This window comes from Pseudomonas sp. SWI44, from assembly GCF_002947915.1.
GTDB lineage: Bacteria > Pseudomonadota > Gammaproteobacteria > Pseudomonadales > Pseudomonadaceae > Aquipseudomonas > Aquipseudomonas taiwanensis.
The window spans coordinates 2606300-2622531 of sequence record NZ_CP026674.1; the positions used below are offsets into that span (position 1 = coordinate 2606300).

The window sequence follows — 16232 nt, forward strand, 5'->3', positions numbered from 1 at the left end:
CAGGATGGAGGGGGTGTGTTGTAAATACTGAACGGCATTGCCATGATATCGTTCACATCACCCCCCATTTCTACCGTTTCAGGAGGCTCCAGCTTTGGACGTCGGCGAACGACTGCAAGCCATCCGCAAGCTCAAGGGCCTGTCCCAGCGTGAACTCGCCAAGCGTGCGGGTGTGACCAACAGCACCATCTCGATGATCGAGAAGAACAGCGTGAGCCCTTCGATCAGCTCGCTGCGCAAGGTGCTCAGTGGCATTCCCATGTCCATGGTCGAGTTCTTCTCCGTCGAGCTGGAACCCGAAAGCCCTTCCCAGATCGTCTACAAAGCTCACGAGCTGATCGACATCTCGGACGGTGCGGTAACCATGAAGCTGGTGGGCAAGTCGCACCCCAACCGCGCCATCGCTTTCCTCAACGAGGTCTACCCGCCGGGTGCCGACACCGGAGAAGAAATGCTCACCCACGATGGCGAAGAGACCGGCATCCTGCTGGAAGGGCGCCTGGAGCTGGTGGTCGGGAATGAGACCTTCATCCTCGAAGCAGGCGACAGCTACTACTTCGAAAGCACCCGGCCGCATCGATTCCGCAACCCCTTCGCAGAGCCAGCACGGCTGATCAGTGCGGCGACGCCTTCGAACTTTTGATCCAGCGCAGCGTATTGTTTCGCTAATACCCCTTTCACCTGTGGGGTCGTTTCACGGGTTCCGGGTTCCCGCTATACTTTTCAACGCTCGCAATTTCGTGGTGCGGGCATGATTAGCCACCATGAGGGTGTTCGCGTGAACCAAATCAAGAAGATGCTGGCCTTACCAGCCGCCGTACTCGCCCTCTGGGCAATCAATGCAACTGCTGCAACCAACGACGACATTGCCAAGCGCCTGGAGCCTGTAGGGCAGGTGTGCATTCAGGGTCAGGAGTGCAAAGGCATGGAAGTGGCTGCCGCAGCGGGCGGTGGCGGGGCCAAGACGCCGGACGAGATCATCGCCAAGCACTGCAACGCCTGCCATGGCAGCGGCTTGCTCGGTGCGCCGAAGATTGGCGATACCGCCGCGTGGAAAGAGCGCGCCGACCACCAGGGCGGCCTGGATGGCATTCTGGCCAAAGCCATTACCGGCATCAATGCCATGCCGCCGAAGGGCACCTGTGCGGATTGCTCGGATGACGACCTGAAAGGGGCGATCAAGAAAATGTCCGGGCTGTAAACTGCAGCTGAATTGAATGAGGCCCGCCGTTGATGGCGGGCTTTGTTTTTGTGATGCCTGTGCCGTAGGCCACCCCCCCCATGGGTAAAACCTTGTGCTCAAGGACAGCAGAACATACCCCAACTCACGGTGATCCGGCTTCACAACATATGAAAACTAGCATTTTTGCCAGTATGCTATGTCAGGTTATGGTGTGACAATAAGTTATCAGGCCATGACTGGGTGAATTGTAGTGAGTACTAAAAAAATATATCCCGGCGGCTTGCTGCTCGGTGTTAACTATTCGCCATACGGCAATCACCCAGCGCTGGTGTCTATGCTTGGATTCAATGCTGAACGGCCAGATCCAGTAACCGGATATTACTTTTTGGGTCGTGGTTACCGAGCATATGCGTCAGCGTTGATGCGGTTCGTCAAACCAGATGACATGAGCCCATTCGGCGCGGGCGGGTTGAATTCATATGCATACTGCTTTAACGATCCAATAAACCTCCAGGATCCAGATGGGCACACCCCAACGATTAAGAGCGGCCTACAACGCGGCGTGCGATTTATCAGCAACTTGTTTACAAAGCGGGTAAATGGGCAGAGGCGGAAACTGCCGCAGGGAATTGGATCTGTAGAAAAAACTATCGCAGATACCCGTGCGTCCCATAATAAAGCCAATGGAAAATCAAATATTGCGAATGATTATGTGTTGATTGGATTTCATGGTACCAGTCATCCTGATGCGCACAAGCTCAAGTCAGGGCTTAATGAGCGATATGTAAGACATGGAAACGTGCACGGGGTTGGATTTTATACGTCGCCGTACAAGGAGGTTGCCAGAGGGTTCGCTGGCTCCAATGGTGGGATATATGCAGTCTATGCAAGTAATTTTAAAAAATGGGTTCATGGGGTAGACTTTGTTCATGTTGATCAAGGCGAGCTATTAATTAAGGCAGTGGCATATAAAAATGTCATTGTGCGACGTGAAATAATTGGGCCGCTAGTGCTTAGTGATACGTTCAAGGAATATATGGTTACTCCCCCAAATTCTGATTGGTTGAATCCGAATTTGCCGGCCTCTCTAGACCTCTTTCAATTGTCATGAGAGATTTGGATTTTGCTACCTGAGTGATCACTTGCTTGTGAGAAATTCGGAACAGGCAACCAACCCGCAAGAGTCATGTCCAACCCCCTGAACCCTTGGATGTCTCAGGAGGCCCCGATGCACCTCTGCTCCATCGACCAGGCTGTCGAACAGGTCTTGTCCCGGCTGCCAACCCATATCCACATGGGTCTGCCTTTGGGCCTGGGCAAACCCAACACTTTCGTGAACGCCCTGTATGCCAGGGTGCGCGACTTGCCCGAGCGTCGGCTGACCATCTACACGGCACTGTCGCTAGGCCGCCCGCCGCTGGGCGATGGCCTGCAACGGCGTTTTCTCGAACCCTTCATCGAGCGTATCTTCGCCGACTACGAAGAGCTCATCTACCTCGCCGACCTGCGCAACGACAACCTGCCGCCGAACATTCGCGTGGAGCAGTTTTTCATGCAGCCCGGCAGCTTGCTAAACAGCGAATCGGCCCAGCAGGACTACATCAGCAGCAACTACAGCCACGCCGCCCGTGACATCAACGCCAAGGGCCTGAACCTGATCGCGCAACTGGTCGCTGCCACTCCCGAGAAGTCCGTCCACCTCAGCCTGGCCTGCAACCCCGACATCACCCTCGACCTGCTGCCGATGATCGCCAAGCGCCGTGCGGCCGGCGAAACCATTCTGATGCTTGGCCAAGTACATACCGAACTGCCGTACATGCCTGGCGATGGGGAATTGCCCATCGATGCGTTCGACCTGCTGATCGATGAAGCCGAGCAGCGCCGGTTGTTCTCCACGCCGAACATGCCGGTCAACACCCAGGACCACTGCATTGGTTTGCACGCCAGCACGCTGGTGCGTGACGGCGGCACCTTGCAGATCGGCATCGGTGCCATGGGGGATGCAGTCGCTGCGGCGTTGCTGGCGCGCCAGGGCGACAACGCGGGCTACCGGGCCTTGCTCGACGAACTGGATATCGGCCCGTGGCAGGCGCTGATTGGGCGGGAAGGGGGGCTGGAGACTTTCGCTGAAGGCCTGTACGGCTGCAGCGAAATGTTCGTTAACGGCCTGTTGGTGCTGGCCGAAGCGGGCTTGCTACGGCGCTCGGCCGATGGGCAGGGGCCGGTGTTGCATGGCGGCTTTTTCCTCGGGCCTCAGGCGTTCTACCAGCGGCTGAGGGAGATGCCGCTTGAGCAGCGCGCACGGTTTGCGATGACTCGTATCAGCTTCATCAACGAGCTGTACGGGCAGGAAGAACTCAAGCGCCACCAGCGGCGCGATGCGCGTTTCATCAACACGGCGTTCGGCATGACGTTGCTCGGTGCCGGGGTGGCCGATCAGCTGGAAGACGGCCGTGTACTCAGCGGCGTAGGTGGGCAGTACAATTTCGTTGCCCAGGCCCACGCACTGGAAGGCGGGCGCTCGATTTTGCTGCTGCGCAGCTGGCGCGAGGCGGGTGGTGAGATCAGCTCGAACCTGTTCTGGACCTATGGCCACTGCACCATCCCCCGACACCTACGCGATATCGTGGTGACCGAGTACGGCATCGCCGACTTGCGCGGGCAGACCGACAGCGAAGTGATTGCGCGGTTGCTGGCGGTGAGTGACTCGCGGTTCCAGGACACGTTGATGGAGCAAGCCAAGCGTGCCGGTAAATTGGCCAGGGACTTTCAGCTGGATCCGCGCTTCACCGACAACACGCCCGAGCGGCTTGAGGCGGTGCGGGCACGGCACGCACGGTTGTTCCCAGAGTATCCGCTGGGCACGGATTTCACGGCACAAGAGCAGGACTTGCTGCGCGCGCTCAACTGGTTGAAGAGCAAGTTCAAGCTCAGAGAGGTGCTGGAGCTGGGCAAGGCGGCACTGGAGGCACCGGGGCCGGAGGGGTATGAGGCGCACCTGGCGCGGATGCAGCTGGATCAACCGCAGGGGCTGAAGGAAGAGTTGTATCAGCGGTTGTTGCTGGCGGGGCTAGAGGCAACCCGCTAAACCAAGGTTCAGCGCCTTACCCTGTGGGAGCGGGTTCACCTACGAATGAGAGGGTGACGTCACCGTTGTCTTCGCGGGTAAACCCGCTCCTACAGGAGAGGTGCTCAGGCTTTAGTCGATGAAGCTGACCACACCACCTTCCAGCGACTTCACCCGGGCCAGCGATTCGACGCGGTAACCCTGGCTGTCCAGCTCGGCACGGCCGCCCTGGAACGATTTCTCGATGACGATACCCAGGCCCGCCACGGTAGCACCGGCTTGCTTGATGATCGAGATCAGTGCCTGCGAAGCCTTGCCGTTGGCCAGGAAATCGTCGATCACCAGCACGCGGTCGCTGCTGTTGAGGTGGCGCGGCGAGATGGCCACGGTGTTCTCGGTCTGCTTGGTGAAGGAGTACACCGAGGCGGTCAGCAGGTTCTCGGTCAGGGTCAGCGACTGGTGCTTGCGCGCGAAGATCACCGGTACGCCCAGCTTCAGGCCAGTCATCACGGCCGGGGCAATGCCCGAGGCTTCGATGGTGACGATCTTGGTCACGCCGGCGTCGGCGAACAGGCGGGCGAATTCGTCACCGATCAGCTGCATCAGCGCAGGGTCGATCTGGTGGTTGAGAAACGCGTCGACTTTGAGAACCTGATCGGAAAGCACGATGCCTTCTTCGCGAATCTTCTGCTGCAGTGCTTCCACTGTGTATTCCTCGATGTAGCAAAGGTGGCCGCATGAAGCGGCAGTGTTAAAGAGTAATGGTTGATCAGCGTTTGAGCATTGCCCGGATGTCGGCCAGGGCGTTATTGCCGCGAGCGGCTTTGACTTCTACCGGCGCATCGTCCAGGCCTTCCCAGGCCAGGTCCTCCGGCGGCAGCTCGTCAAGGAAGCGGCTGGGCGTGCAGTCGATGATTTCGCCATACTGCTTGCGCTTGGCGGCGAAGGTGAAGGCCAGGGTCTGGCGGGCGCGGGTGATGCCCACATAGGCCAGGCGGCGTTCCTCTTCGATGGTGTCGGCTTCGATGCTGGAACGGTGCGGGAGGATTTCCTCTTCCATGCCCATGATGAACACGTAGGGGAATTCCAGGCCCTTGGACGCATGCAGAGTCATCATCTGCACGCCTTCGGCGTTTTCTTCCTCTTCCTGCTGGCGCTCGAGCATGTCGCGCAGCACCAGTTTGCCGATGGCGTCCTCGATGGTCATGTCACCCTCTTCGTCTTTCTCGAGGGTGTTCTTCAGCGCTTCGACCAGGAACCAGACGTTGCTGATGCGGAACTCCGCCGCCTTGTCGCTGGCGGTCTGCTGGCGGATCCAGTTCTCGTAGTCGATGTCGCGGATCATCTCGTGCAACGCGGCAATCGGGTCTTCCAGGGCGACCTTGTGACGCACGCCATCGAGCCAGTGCTTGAAGCGCTGCAGGCGCTCTGTGTAGCGGGCATCCAGGTGCTCACCCAGGCCCAGCTCTTCGCTGGCGGCGTACATCGAGATGCCGCGCTCGGTGGCGTAGTTGCCGAGCTTTTCCAAAGTGGTCGAGCCGATCTCCCGGCGCGGTACGTTGATCACCCGCAGGTAGGCGTTGTCGTCGTCCGGGTTCACCAGCAAGCGCAGGTAGGCCATCAGGTCCTTGACCTCCTGGCGGCCGAAGAAGCTGTTGCCGCCGGACAGGCGATATGGCACCTGGTGGTGTTGCAGCTTCAACTCGATCAGCTTGGCCTGGTAGTTGCCACGGTAGAGGATGGCGAAATCGCTGTAGGGGCGATTGGTGCGCAGGTGCAGGGTGAGGATCTCCATGGCCACCCGCTCGGCTTCGGCTTCCTCGTTCTTGCAGCGGATCACGCGGATCTCGTCGCCCACGCCCATCTCGCTCCACAGCTGCTTTTCGAACGCGTGGGGGTTGTTGGCGATCAGCACGTTGGCGCAGCGCAGGATGCGGCTGGTGGAGCGGTAGTTCTGCTCCAGCATCACCACTTTCAGGGAGGGATAGTCCTCCTTGAGCAGCATGAGGTTCTCCGGGCGGGCGCCACGCCAGGCATAGATCGACTGGTCATCGTCGCCGACCACGGTGAACTGGTTGCGCATGCCGATCAGCATCTTCACCAGCAGGTACTGGCTGGCGTTGGTGTCCTGATACTCGTCCACCAGCAGGTAGCGCACACGGTTCTGCCAGCGTTCGAGCACGTCGGGGTGTTCCTGGAACAGCTTGACCGGCAGCAGGATCAAGTCGTCGAAGTCCACGGCGTTGAACGCCTTGAGCGTGCGCTGGTAGTGGGTATAGACGATTGCGGCGGTCTGTTCGCGCGGGTTGCGCGCTTTCTCCAACGCCTCGGCAGGCAGGACCAGGTCGTTCTTCCAGGCACCGATCATGTTCTTGATCTCGTCGATGCCATCGTCGCCGGAGTATTCCTTCTGCATGATGTCCGACAGCAATGCCTTGATGTCGGACTCGTCGAAGATCGAGAAACCAGGCTTGTAGCCCAGGCGCTCGTGTTCCTTGCGGATGATGTTCAGGCCCAGGTTGTGGAAGGTGCACACCGTCAGGCCACGGCCTTCGCCCGGACGCAGCAGGGTAGCGACCCGCTCCTTCATCTCGCGGGCGGCCTTGTTGGTGAAGGTCATCGCCACGATGTACTGGGCGCGGATGCCGCAGTTCTGGATGAGGTGGGCAATCTTGCGCGTGATCACGCTGGTCTTGCCGGAGCCAGCACCGGCGAGCACCAAAAGAGGGCCGCCGACGTAGTCTCGGGCTTCTTGTTGCCGGGGATTGAGTCGGGACATGCTAGAAACCGGGGGTCGCCAGAAAATAGCCGCGCATTCTAACAGGCATGGGGCAGTTGTGGCGCGACCGTCTGACGTCTGAGTCAGACTTTTGTCTCTCGCTACTATTAGTCAGACTCATGATATCCAAGAAAAAAATCGGATTTGCTGGTTTAGCGAGTTTCGCGCAGGATGCACGTCAAAATGCGTCGGGGAGCACTGCAGGCAAGGATATGTCTAAAAGTGAAAATCGTTTTCATTTATGCAGTAGCATATCCGGCCTCATACGCTTCACTGTCCAAGCCTTTAAGGAGCCCGCTTGTCCACGCCTGTCGAACCTTTGCGTTTGCTGTTGTTGGCTGATGAGCCGGAATGGGCTGCCCTGTTGCGCGACTGCCTGCTGCCCTTGGGCGGCAGCGCCGTATTGCTGACCGCACCCAGTTGGGAGGCTGTCGACACCCTGTTCAACCAAGACCGCCAAGCGGTGGTGTTGGCTACCCCGGCCTTGCAACCCGCGCCGGGGCGTTGCGAACTCCCCACCATCTTGCTGCTTGAGCATGAGCCTGACTCACCACCGACGGCTGTCAGCGATTGGTTGGTGCGCGATCAACTCAGCGCCGACGCCATCCGCCGATCCTTGCGCCATGTGCGTGAGCGCGGCGTACTGGTGGCCACCCTGCAGCGCCTGGCCGAACAAGACCCGCTTACCGGCATCGCCAATCGTCAGGGCTTCCAGGCCTTACTGACCGCGCGCCTGGCCGAGAATGACGGGCGCGGTCTGGCGCTTGGCCACCTGGACCTCGACAATTTCCGCCACGTCAACGATGCCCTTGGCCACCAGAGCGGCGACCGGTTGATCTTGCAGGTGGTGGCCCGGCTGAAGCAGCAACTGGAAGCGGGGGACCAGCTGGCACGTCTGGGCAGTGACGAATTCGCCCTGCTGATCGACACCCGACGCGATGCCAACCGCGCCGAATGGATGGCCGAACGGATCGTCGAAGCGCTGGCCGAACCCTTCTGGATAGACGGCGAGAGCCTGCTGCTGGGCTGCAGCCTGGGCCTGGCCCATGCCCGCGCTCAGGCTGGGCCAGACCCATTGATGTGGCATGCCCACATCGCCATGCGCCAGGCCAAGGGCAGCCAGGGCTGCACCTTCCATGTATTCAATGAGCGCATCAACCGCAACGCACGCAGCCTGGCCGACCTGGAAAGCGAGTTGCGCCGTGCGCTGCGCCGCGATGAGTTGGAGCTGCATTACCAGCCACGATTGAACCTGGAAGACGGTCGTATCGTTGGCCTGGAGGCCCTGGTCCGTTGGCGCCATGCCGAACGTGGCCTGCTGCCGCCCAGTGAGTTCGTGCCGCTGGCCGAGCAGAGCGGGCTGATCGTGCCGTTGGGATACTGGGTGATTTCCCGCGCCCTGCGTGACATGCAAGCCTTGCGTGAAGAGGGCCTGGCCCCCTTGCACATGGCGGTGAACCTGAGCTTCCGTCAGTTCCAGGACAGCCAGTTGCTGGCTACCCTGAGCCGCTTGATCATCGAGCACGGTGTCGATGCCCGCTGGCTGGAGTTCGAGCTTACCGAGACCGCCGTCATGCGTCGCAACGAACTGGTCCGCCAGACCATGGATGCCCTGGCGCGCCTTGGCGTGCGGTTTTCGCTGGATGACTTCGGTACCGGCTTCTCTTCGTTCGTCCACCTCAACAGCTTGCCGATCACGTTACTCAAGGTCGACCGCAGCTTCGTCGCTGAAATGGAGATGCGCGAAGAGAACCGCAAGTTGGTGCACGCCATGATCAACCTGGCGCACAACCTCAACCTCGAAGTGGTCGCCGAGGGGGTGGAGAGCGAAGAGCAGATGCAGTTGCTGCGCGAGTTCGGTTGCGACCAGGTACAGGGGTTCCTGGTCAGCAAGCCGTTGCCGGTCGAGGCGTTGATCGATTACCTGTTGCAGGTTCCGGGGCGGCGGTCGGCCTGAGGCGCACCGCCGGTCCCGCAGGGCTCATCGCGGTCCATGCACGAGCTGCCCAGCCAGCGTAGGTGCCCTGGACTTCAGCAACCGCTTCATCCGCCACTCGAAGCCGATCGTCAGTGCCACCGAAGCGCACGCCAGCCCCAAGGCCAGCCCCCACCACACGCCGACCGCACCGCCGCCCAGGGTGAAGGTGAGCAGCCACGCTGCCGGTGCGCCTACCAGCCAGTAGCAGCACAGCCCGATCAGGAAGGTGGTCTTGGCATCCTTCAGCCCACGTATCGAGCCCATGGCGATGGTCTGCACGCCATCGAACAGCTCGAACCAGGCCGCGACCATCAGCAGGCTTACCGCCAGCTGGTAGATCGCCGCGAAGGCTGGGTCATCGCCGTCGATGAACAGGCCTACCAGCATCTCCGGACGCAGCCAGAACAGCGCGGCAAAGGCGAACATGATCATCGCGCCGAAGCCGATTCCCACACGCCCAGCGCTGCGTGCCGCCAACAGGTTGTCGGCGCCGTAGTAAAGCCCCACTCGCATGGTCACCGCGTACGACAGCCCGGTTGGTACCATGAATGCGGTGGACACGATTTGCAGGGCGATCTGGTGCGCCGCCAGTTCCGTGCTACCGAGCACACCCATGCACAGCGCGGCGAAGGCGAACAGCCCCACCTCCACCATGTAGGTACCGCCAATCGGCAGACCCAGCCGCCACAGTTCCCGCAGGGCAGGCAGGGAAGGGCGCGACAGGCCCCGGCGTAGCGGGTAGGGTGTATAGGCCGGGTGCCAGTGGATGTACAGCGCCAGGGCAATGGCCATGCCCATCGACACCACGGCGGTGACCAGGCCGATGCCCATCAGGCCAAGCTTGGGCAGGCCGAACATGCCTTCGATCAGCGCGACGTTGAACAGATAGTTGAGCACCGTGCCCACCAGGCTGATGACCATCACTGGCGTCGAGCGACCCAATGCGCTGGTGAATCCGCGCAAGGCCATGAACGTCAGGTAGCCAGGCAGGGCCAAGGGCAGCAGGGTAAGGAATTCGGCCGCCGAGGCCACGTTCTCGGGCTTCTGGCCGAACAGCAGTAACACAGGCTCGAGGTTCCACAGCACCAGGGCCGCGACCAGCGCCAGACCCCAGGCCAACCACAGGCCGTTCTGTGCCAGGCGGGTAGCGCCCTCGATGTCATTCGCCCCTTTGCGAATCGCCACCAGAGTGCCGACTGCAGCGATCACACCCAGGCAGAAAATCGACACGAACGAATAGCTCGCCGCACCCAGGCCGCCACCTGCCAGGGCCTGTGGGCTGATACGGGCCATCATCAAGGTGTCGGTCAACACCATCAGCATGTGCGCCAACTGCGAGGCGATCAGCGGCCCCGCCAGGCGCAGCAAAGCCTTGAGTTCAGTAGCGGGCGCGACATGCATGGTTGAGGTCCTTGATGCTTATCCTGTAGGCGAGGCGACGATTCTGAGGCTTTGGTCAACTTTCCACAAAAGGATAATAGCGATGCTTGGCATGAGTTGAACTCATGCATATATGATTATCTGCATTCCTTTCCACGCCCTCTTTCAGGTGCCCCATGTCCCGTCAGTTGCCTGCGCTCTATGCACTGCGCGCATTCGAAGCCGCCGCTCGGCTGAGCTCTTTCACCCGCGCTGGCGAAGAGCTCTCGATTACCCAGAGTGCGGTCAGTCGACACATTCGCACCTTGGAGGATCATTTCGCCTGTCGCCTATTCGTACGCAGCGGGCGCAGCCTGCAATTGACCGAGGCCGCGCGGGTGCTGCTGCCGGGTGTGCGCGAGGGCTTCGCCGCGCTGGAGCGGGCTTGCGATACCCTGCGCGGTGAAGATGACATCCTGCGCATGAAGGCGCCTTCGACCTTGACCATGCGCTGGTTGCTGGCACGCCTGAGCCGCTTTCGCCATTTGCAGCCGGGTAACGAGGTGCAACTGACCAGTGCCTGGATGGACGTCGACCATGTGGACTTCAATCAGGAGCCGTTCGACTGTGCAGTGTTGCTCAGTGACGGTGTGTTCCCACCAGACTGGGAAGTGCGCCGGTTATTCAGCGAGTTACTGATCCCGGTGGGGGCGCCGGATTTGCTCAAGGATGGCCCCTGGGACGAGCGCCGGTTGGCGGGCATCGAGTTGCTGCACCCAACGCCGGACAAGCGTGACTGGCGGGCTTGGCTAGAGCGCATGGGGCTTGCCGAAAAGGTTTCGCTCAAGGGCGGCCAGGTATTCGACACGCTGGAGCTGGGCATGATTGCGGCTGCCAGGGGTTATGGGATTTCCATGGGTGACCTGCTGATGGTGGCGGAGGACGTTGCGCAAGGACGCCTGAGCCTGCCGTGGCCCACGGCGGTGCCCAGTGGCATGGACTACTATCTGGTGTGGCCGCGCACCCGACCGGGTGGGGAGCGGTTGCGACGGCTGAGCGTGTTTCTGCAGGAGGAGGCGGCTGCGGTGAGTTTGCCGGATGTGCAGATGCTGCCTCCCCTCTAGCCGGCAAGCCGCCTTCTTCGGGGCTGGGTGGGATCCTGGGCTTGCTGCAACAACGAAAACGTTTGCGAATATCCCGGCCCGACACTCAAGTATTGGCTTGCGACGCCGATTCTCTGGCACCAGCGTCCCGGAAGAGGATGCGATTTTCGTCGATAACCCGCAGGTGGCCTGGGTGATCAGGATGATCCCGGCCACTTGTCAGGAGCTTCCCCATGTCGCAACCGCGTGCACGCATCGCCTCGCAGCTCGGAATCGCCCTCGCCATCGTGCTGGCGTTGGTGATCACCGGCAGTACCTTGTTCGCCCTGCGCTCGTTGGACCAGGCCAACCTCGCCACCCGCCAGCAGCACCTGGCCAGCGAGGCCCGGCTGTTGGCCGACCAGCTCGAAACCTTCCACAGCTCGCTCAAGGACAACACCCAGCGCCTGAGCGGCTTGTTCGAGCGGCGTTTCGCCTCGGGCCTGACAGTGCATGCCGGTGAAACCGTCAATGTCGCAGGCCAGGCTACGCCTGCGTTGTACTTGGGCGAGCGGCTGCTGAACAACGACTTCCAGCAGGTGGACGAATTCCAGCAGATGACCGCGGGTGTCGCGACGCTGTTCGTGCGCAGCGGTGACGACTTCGTGCGCATCAGCACCTCGCTGACCAAGCAGGATGGTAGCCGCGCCATCGGTACCCAGCTCGACCGTCAGCACCCGGCTTATGCAAAGCTGATGGCGGGCCAGACCTATGTCGGGCGTGCCGTGCTGTTCGAGCGCAACTACATGACTCGCTACGTGCCGGTCAGCGATGGCAGTGGGCGGGTGATAGCCGTGTTGTTCGTCGGCTTCGACTACACCGACGCGCAGAATGCCCAGTTCGCCAACCTCAAGCGGTTCCGCATTGGTGAAACCGGCTCGCTGGCCCTGCGTGATGAACGAGGTCAATGGCTGGTTCCGCCGGCCAATGCCGAGCAGCCACTGTTCAGCGTCACCGCGCCCTTCGCCGAAGGCCCATGGACGGTGGTGGCGAGCATGCCGGAAGCGGAGATTCGTGAGGTGACCTGGAGCGTCGGCTGGCGCCTGGCCATCGGCAGCCTGCTGGCCATGCTGCTGGCGGTGGCGGCGACCCTGTGGTTGTTGCGGCGCAAGCTTCGGCCCCTCGATGACCTGGTGCTGCAGGCCGAAGCCCTCGGAGCAGGCGACCTCAATGCACGTCTGAATGTCACCAGCCATGACGAAATCGGCCAGCTGGCACGCAGTTTCAACAAGATGGGCGAGGCCCTGTCGACCATGGTCGAGCACATTCGCAATGCATCCGAGCAAGTCAGCGGGCGGGCACGCTCGTTGGCCGGGTTGTCGGCCGGGGCTTGCGAAGGCATGGACCAACAGTCCGGCGAGATCACCAGCATGGCAGGCGCGGTGGAAGAGTTCAGCGCCACCTCGATGAACATCGCCGACAACATGGCGGGCACCGAGCGCATGGCCCGCGACAATGCCCAGCAGACCCGCATCGGCCGTAACGCCATGGATCAGGCATCGAGCTCGCTACGCCAGATCGCCGAGGCGCTGGGTGGCACGGCTACGGTGATGGACACCCTGGGTGCTCGCTCCCAGGAAATCGGTGGGATCGTTGGGGTGATCACCGCGATTGCCGAGCAGACCAACTTGCTGGCGCTCAACGCCGCCATTGAAGCGGCCCGGGCCGGCGAGCAGGGACGAGGCTTCGCCGTGGTGGCTGATGAGGTGCGAGGACTGGCTGCCCGCACGCGCCAGGCGACGGACGAAATTTCCGGCATGATCGCCAGTATCCAGCAACAGACCGGGCATGCGATCAGCACCCTGGAGCAGGGCAACCAGTTGATGCAGGAGGGCCTGGAGCGCAACGACAAAGTGGCCGAGGCACTGGCGCGCATCGATGAGCAAAGCCGCGTTGCCGGTGAACAGTTCGCCGTCATCAGCACCGCGACACAGGAGCAGAGCAGCACGGCAACGGTGCTTAGCCGCAACCTGCAGAGCATCGCGCAAGCCAACAGCGAGCAACGCGACGTGGCCAACGAGCTGGCGTTCACTGCCCGGGAGCTGGAAGGGCTGGCAGCGCAGTTGAGGCAGGAAGTGGATCGATTTCGGGTAGGCCGCTGACTGCTACGGACCTGTCGCCGGCAAGCGGGCTTGCCGGCGACTTTATGACCGAGGCTTAGATCGAGCCGAGGTTCAACGCCTGCGCACATGCCTGCAGCGAACGCTGTTCACTCTGTGCATACAGCGTCAATTCATCCTGTACCTTCAGCCCAAGTGCCGCCTCGAAAGCATCCCGGTTGGCATTGCTACCGTACTCGGCCTGGGCATCGTCACCGAGGTTGGATTGGAAAATGCCCGCGGCACTGACCGGCAGGAAGTCTTCGTACACCAGCGCCTCGAAGTGCACATGGCCAGCTTCGATCAGCCCTTCCAGCGTGGTCGGGCGATCGTCCTGATCCCGTGCGGCCAAGCCCTTCTCGGTGGGGAAGTAGCGGAAGTAGGCCAGACCCTGTTCGCGCATTTGGGCCAGGTCATCCGGAAATGCGGCGAATTGCTCCTTGAGCAACACCATGTAGCGTTCGGCGTTGGCCTCGGCCGGGGCGCCGCCCAGGGCCGCGCGGGTCGCATCCAGCAGCGTGTCGTAGAGCTGGCGGCCTTTGGGCGTCAGTGCCGCGCCGCGTTGCTCGATTTCGCCGAAGCGCGCGGTGTGGCTGCCTTCGCTGCCCTGCTGACCGCTGAACGCGACCGTCTCTTGCAGCGCCTTGAAGCTGGTCTGGCGCAACAGGATCGGGTGACGGCGAGTAGGAGGGCCTTCGACCACGGCTTTTGGCGGGATGCCCTTGGCAGGCATGCCGGCCTGGATCGCGTCGATATCCAGCGTGCGCGGCGTCAGGTGGTTGATGTGTGGGCCTTTGAAGGCCACCACATCGGCGATCAGGCGGTGCTGGTCATGCAGCTGCTGATACTGCTCGGCGGTCACCGTGGCATCCTGGTGCCAGCGGAAGGTGTGCAGCGCTTCTTGGACGAAGGTGTGGGCATCGACTGCATTCAGGCCGCCGTCACGCTCGCTTTGGGCGATCAGCTCCAGTACCCGTGGGGTGAAGATCTTGCGCTTGGCCAGAATGGTCTGGGCCAGTTCACGCAGTGGCGGGTTGTCGATCAGCTCCAGTCGTAACAGCGAGGTGAATACCCGGAAGGGGCTGACATGCAGGGACTGCTCGTGCACCGCGCGGAACGCGGTGGAATGGACCGGTACACCGGCCGAGCTGAGATCGTAGTAGCCGACAGGTTCCATGCCCATGACGGCGAACAATTTGGCGATGGTCGCCAGTTCCTCTGCGGTGCCCACGCGGATCGCGCCGTGGCGCTCCTGGTCCAGGCGCTCGATTTCGCCGGTCCAGCGCAGGGCCTCGGCCACTGCTGGCTGTTGGGTCATGACCTGCTGGTTGACTTCGCTCACCAGCTCCAGCAGCGTGCCGTACAGCGGCACTTCCTGTTTGTACATGAGTGACATGGCGGCAGAGAACTGCGCACGGATGCTGTCGGGGCTGACGAAATCGTGGGCGGGCATCGCAAGCTTCCTGGTTGGGTTCGGACACTTACATGAAAACTGGGAATGCACGTTGGCCACAAGCGAAAAAAAGTGAGTGTGTCATTCCTTTTTTGATCGACCCTGAGGTCGTTGCGACCGCCGCTGCAGAATGTGGCAGGCCGCGCCACGCGCCTGACAACGTCAAACCGACAACTGCTCGTTGATCCACGCCATCAGCGCTCGCACCTTCGGCACCTCGGCCGCATGTTCGGCATACGCCAGGTAATGCGCCCCCGCGCTACGCATCGCATGATCCCAGGGGATGACCAGGCTTCCCTCGGCCAACTCCTTGGCAGCCAGGTATTTGGGCACCAGCGCCACTCCACACCCCGCCTGCGCCGCGCTTAATGCCATGTAGAACGTATCGAAGCGTGGTCCGTGGTAGGCGCTGACACTGTGCAGTCCAAGCTCCAGGAACCATTCATGCCAGGCCTCTGGGCGAGATGTGCTTTGCAACAGCACCAGTTCCGCCAGTTCAGCGGCATCGGCCAGGGTTCGGCCGGCCAGCAATTCCGGCGCGCATACCGGCACCACGTCCTCACGGAACAGTTCAAGGCAGGTAGCGCCCGGCCAGGTGCCCTGGCCGTAGAAGAACACCACATCGGCCGAGCCTTGCAGCAGGGCAAAAGGCTCCATTTCGTTGCGGATATCCAAGTGGATATTCGGGTGGCGTTTGCCGAAGCCCTTGAGGTGCGGGATCAGCCAGCGCACGCCAAAACTCGGTTGAGTGGCTACCTTCAATATCTCGGTCTGCTCGCCATAGGTCAGGACATAGCGGCTGGACATGTCGACCTGGGTCAGGATCTTGTTCACCTCGGCCAGGTACAGGCTGCCGGCAGGCGTGAGTTGCAGACGCCGGCGAATACGCAGGAACAGGTGGTGACGCAGCATGTCCTCAAGCTGTGCCACCTGTTTACTGACCGCGCTCTGGGTCAGGTGCAGCTCTTCGGCGGCACGGGTAAAACTCAAGTGACGGGCTGCGGCTTCGAAGCACTGCAGGGCGGTCATGGAGGGAACCAGGCGTTTTGACATAGCGGTCTCTGCGGCAGAAATCATTACCTGACGGAATGATATGCGGAATAAAGGTCGTTTGTTGCACTGGTGTGATCGGATTAATACTGATCCACATCATTTTTCCATCCCTTCACCCG

The 16232-nt window shown here is 61.3% G+C and carries 12 protein-coding genes and 1 pseudogene; 8 read left to right on the forward strand and 5 right to left on the reverse strand.

All coding sequences use genetic code 11. From position 1 onward, the window contains the following. Positions 1-94 precede the first annotated feature (94 nt). From C4Q26_RS12245 to C4Q26_RS12260, 4 genes are all read left to right on the forward strand, one after another. Positions 95-643: a cupin domain-containing protein gene (locus tag C4Q26_RS12245; RefSeq protein WP_023383015.1), complete on the forward strand. Its 549-nt coding sequence runs from the start codon at positions 95-97 to the stop codon at positions 641-643. A 153-nt stretch (positions 644-796) separates the two neighbouring features. Further along, complete coding sequence (locus C4Q26_RS12250) at positions 797-1201, forward strand: cytochrome c5 family protein (protein WP_041925773.1); 405 nt, start codon at positions 797-799, stop codon at positions 1199-1201. 232 nt (positions 1202-1433) lie between these two features. Next, entirely contained in the window at positions 1434-2294 is an 861-nt protein-coding gene (locus tag C4Q26_RS12255; RefSeq protein WP_256583401.1) for an RHS repeat-associated core domain-containing protein, read from the forward strand. A gap of 117 nt (positions 2295-2411) precedes the next feature. After that, a complete protein-coding gene (locus C4Q26_RS12260) occupies positions 2412-4271 on the forward strand; it encodes an acetyl-CoA hydrolase/transferase C-terminal domain-containing protein (protein ID WP_104883118.1) in 1860 nt (619 codons plus the stop codon). A gap of 111 nt (positions 4272-4382) precedes the next feature. Here the strand turns inward: C4Q26_RS12260 and C4Q26_RS12265 are convergent, their stop codons facing one another. Then, the gene (locus tag C4Q26_RS12265) at positions 4383-4955 is read right to left on the reverse strand and encodes a xanthine phosphoribosyltransferase (RefSeq protein ID WP_023383011.1); all 573 of its coding nucleotides are present in this window, start codon (positions 4953-4955) and stop codon (positions 4383-4385) included. 64 nt (positions 4956-5019) lie between these two features. Further along, positions 5020-7029, reverse strand: coding sequence for a DNA helicase Rep (gene rep, locus C4Q26_RS12270; protein WP_027906674.1), 2010 nt, complete (start codon positions 7027-7029; stop codon positions 5020-5022). A gap of 298 nt (positions 7030-7327) precedes the next feature. Here rep and C4Q26_RS12275 point away from each other — a divergent pair, with 298 nt between their 5' ends. After that, entirely contained in the window at positions 7328-8986 is a 1659-nt protein-coding gene (locus C4Q26_RS12275; RefSeq protein ID WP_023383009.1) for a bifunctional diguanylate cyclase/phosphodiesterase, read from the forward strand. A gap of 24 nt (positions 8987-9010) precedes the next feature. On the opposite strand, the gene C4Q26_RS12280 is transcribed toward C4Q26_RS12275, so the two are convergent. Further along, positions 9011-10408, reverse strand: a complete 1398-nt coding sequence (locus C4Q26_RS12280) for a NorM family multidrug efflux MATE transporter (RefSeq protein WP_023383008.1) — start codon at positions 10406-10408, stop codon at positions 9011-9013. A 155-nt stretch (positions 10409-10563) separates the two neighbouring features. On the opposite strand from C4Q26_RS12280, the gene C4Q26_RS12285 reads away from it, so the two are divergent. From C4Q26_RS12285 to C4Q26_RS28765, 3 genes and pseudogenes are all read left to right on the forward strand, one after another. After that, on the forward strand, positions 10564-11490 hold the full coding sequence (locus tag C4Q26_RS12285; RefSeq protein ID WP_023383007.1) for a LysR substrate-binding domain-containing protein: 927 nt from the start codon (positions 10564-10566) through the stop codon (positions 11488-11490). A gap of 212 nt (positions 11491-11702) precedes the next feature. After that, positions 11703-12698 (forward strand): annotated as a pseudogene (locus tag C4Q26_RS28760) (Cache 3/Cache 2 fusion domain-containing protein); the annotation flags it as partial. Positions 12699-12914: 216 nt separating this feature from the next. Continuing rightward, complete coding sequence (locus tag C4Q26_RS28765) at positions 12915-13610, forward strand: methyl-accepting chemotaxis protein (RefSeq protein WP_371919602.1); 696 nt, start codon at positions 12915-12917, stop codon at positions 13608-13610. Positions 13611-13665: 55 nt separating this feature from the next. Here C4Q26_RS28765 and C4Q26_RS12295 read toward each other — a convergent pair whose 3' ends face one another. Both C4Q26_RS12295 and C4Q26_RS12300 read right to left on the reverse strand, forming a co-directional pair. After that, the gene (locus C4Q26_RS12295; RefSeq protein WP_023383005.1) at positions 13666-15060 is read right to left on the reverse strand and encodes a VOC family protein; all 1395 of its coding nucleotides are present in this window, start codon (positions 15058-15060) and stop codon (positions 13666-13668) included. A 162-nt stretch (positions 15061-15222) separates the two neighbouring features. Continuing rightward, a complete protein-coding gene (locus tag C4Q26_RS12300; protein WP_023383004.1) occupies positions 15223-16113 on the reverse strand; it encodes a LysR family transcriptional regulator in 891 nt (296 codons plus the stop codon). Positions 16114-16232 lie beyond the last annotated feature (119 nt).